The sequence below is a fragment of the Cecembia sp. genome (assembly GCF_007126775.1).
Taxonomy (GTDB): Bacteria; Bacteroidota; Bacteroidia; order Cytophagales; family Cyclobacteriaceae; genus Cecembia.
In genome coordinates this window covers 1-2644 of the sequence record NZ_SLAP01000168.1, presented here as the reverse complement: position 1 = coordinate 2644, position 2644 = coordinate 1, and the positions used below count along the sequence as shown (strand labels likewise).

The 2644-nt window shown below is 41.6% G+C and carries 2 protein-coding genes and 1 pseudogene; all 3 read left to right on the top strand.

Annotation, left to right across the window (positions count from 1 at the left end; translation table 11 throughout):
• The first annotated feature begins 27 nt into the window (after positions 1–27).
• A complete protein-coding gene (locus QZT73_RS11310) occupies positions 28–858 on the top strand; it encodes an AraC family transcriptional regulator (RefSeq protein ID WP_291788207.1) in 831 nt (276 codons plus the stop codon).
• Positions 859–1043: 185 nt separating this feature from the next.
• The gene (locus QZT73_RS11305; protein ID WP_291779580.1) at positions 1044–1733 is read left to right on the top strand and encodes a hypothetical protein; all 690 of its coding nucleotides are present in this window, start codon (positions 1044–1046) and stop codon (positions 1731–1733) included.
• A gap of 147 nt (positions 1734–1880) precedes the next feature.
• Positions 1881–2644 (top strand): annotated as a pseudogene (locus QZT73_RS11300) (hypothetical protein); the annotation flags it as partial.

The window sequence follows — 2644 nt, the reverse complement described above, 5'->3', positions numbered from 1 at the left end:
TCTTGTTTCTAAATTGAAGCTTTTACAATGATCAAATTTAAATTATTCGAACCCCATCCACTTTTGGCAACTTTTGTCCAAAGTATTTTTGTGGTGGATCATGTTCTTGAGCCTGGGGAAGGAGCAATTGTCGGTCAGTATCCCCCAACCCCCCAGCATTGTATTTTTTTATATATCAAAGAAAAGTTCAAAGCAAAAAAAGTCAATGAATCTGAATTTAAGGAAAGACCTAAAGCTGTGGTAGTGGGCCCACAGGTAACCCGAATGGAGTTGACAGTGAATCAGGATTATACAGTTGCAGTAATAGGCTTCCGACCAGGCGGGCTTTTTAGGTTACTTGGCATTCCTATGGAAGAGATTTTTGATGATGGTTTTGACGGGTTGGAATTGATGGGTAATGATATCAATGATTTGGTTGACCGATGTGCAGAAATTGAGTCATTGGATAAAATCAATGAATGCATAGAAAATTATCTCCTGGGGAAATTAACCAAGGTCAAGGAGCTTTTGCCTGTTGATAAAGCACTGCAGCAGATGCTCCATTTTCAAGGACATATGCCCATTACCCAGGTGGCGGATCATGCTTGTTTGAGTTTGAGACAGTTCGAAAGAAAATGCAAAGAAAGACTGGGACTCTCGCCAAAAGTTTATTCCCGACTGATCAGGTTTTCCAATGCCTACAGACTTTTTGAAAAGTCGGAAACCCCCAATTGGTCAGAGATAGCCTATACAGCTGGTTATTACGATCAGATGCACTTTATCAAGGACTTTAAGGAGTTTGCCGGAATCACCCCTACGATGATGGAGGAGGAGTTGAAAAGAAAGCCCTTGCGATTTCAGACGGCAATAAGATTCTAGGTTTTGTACCAAGTACCATCCACCACGGCGGACAAGATGTACAATGTACCAAGATGTGCCTAGCTTGGTACTTCGTACATGGTACTTTGTACAATTTAACAACATGTCGTTTTCTTACTATCCATTACATTGTTCAGACTTTAGGTTTGTAGGGTAAATATTTTAAAACCTAAATTCTTAAAGTCATGTATAGAATTAAAAATTATTTGTCCATCAAACTATTTGTAGGGATATCCTTTTTGTTCTTGGCTTGCGCCAATGATGATGTTCAACCAGCATTAACAGAACTTGAAAAAGCACGGATGGAATATGATCAGCTGAAAGCCAATCCTGCATTTATCGAGTTGGCATTCCCTAAGGATGATCCCGGACCACCATTTTATGCCAGAATAGCTGTTTTAGGACCTGATGTTTTATTGATGGAATCAAATGGGACGGTAGTAATTCCCATGATGCGGCAGGTGGAATGTATTGATCCTGAGTTTAATTTGCTGGATCTGTACCATGTTCCCAACGGATTTTTTTGTCCCTTGACACTATCTGGACGAGGTCTGATTGAACCAAATGCACCCATGGGAACATTTCCTGTCATTGCTTATGGAGCTGGTTCTGATATGCCTGTTTGGTTTGTGGAAAGCGGCCCTCTAGCAAGCGCAATGGCTGATGGTGTACTTACCCTGCCGGAATTGGAAGCACTCAATCCAAAAAAAGCTGTGGCTTCCCGCTATGAAGAATACAATAAACCAAGGTCTGAGGAAGACTATTTGTTGGTCATCGAATCTGAAGGATCTATATCTGGTACCAATCAGCGCTTTGAGTACAAAGTGATATCCAAGACCAAGGCTAAGCAAGATGTGGAGTTGAGAATTTGGTGATTTTATGATTTGAAATAGAGACTCTTAACTTTTCCAAAGTTTCAAACTTTGGAAAAGTTTCCTGAATTCATATACCATGATTAGGGTATTGTGTTGGGTTATTGAAATCGGTATCTTGAGTAATTGATTGAAAAATAAAGTATTCAAATGAAAATACAAAAATGTCTTTGTAGGCTTCCCTCATGGCTATATGGCTGTATGTTGTTACCGCTACTGGCTTTTGGGTTGAGTAAGCAAGGTACTTCCTACTTTTCTGTTTTGGATATCCCCCGCATCTGGGCGGATGAAGCTATGAAGGATTGGGAGTTGCCCAATTCAAATCCAGCCTATTCCGCACAGCCTGTATCGGAGGAGTTCTATTATAATCTCCCGGAAAGGGTAATCTATAAAACTTATCCTGTCTACCATCCTGACCATGAACCAGAGGGATACTGGGAATGGCTGTATCAACAAGAAGCAGAGATTGTATTGGATGAAAGCCAATTGCTCACAGAGGAGGATTATATCAAGGCCGGGGAATTGCTTTTTGATTATCCCATTGACACTTTAGGGGCGGTGATCAATACCCAACATGTCCGGAACAAGGATTTTTATTCAGCTACAAATATGCCCTTGACTCCTGAGGGCATTATGCCTTTTGCGCAGTGGGTCGTGGGTGGAAAAGGGAAAGTCTATTTAGGGAATTTGTCCTGTGCCATGTGCCATACCCGGGTGATGGATGATGGATCTTTGCTTAAAGGTGCTCAAGGAAATTGGCCCGGGGACAAGGCTTTTGCTTTTGCTCTGGAATCTGATGGGGTTTCTGAAAGGGGAGTGCAGGGGATTACCAATATCCTGTTTGGAAGCCCTTTTGCAGATGGTGATCCGCATGGGAAACTCCTTTCCAGTGGAAGAGAAGCAATTATTGAAGC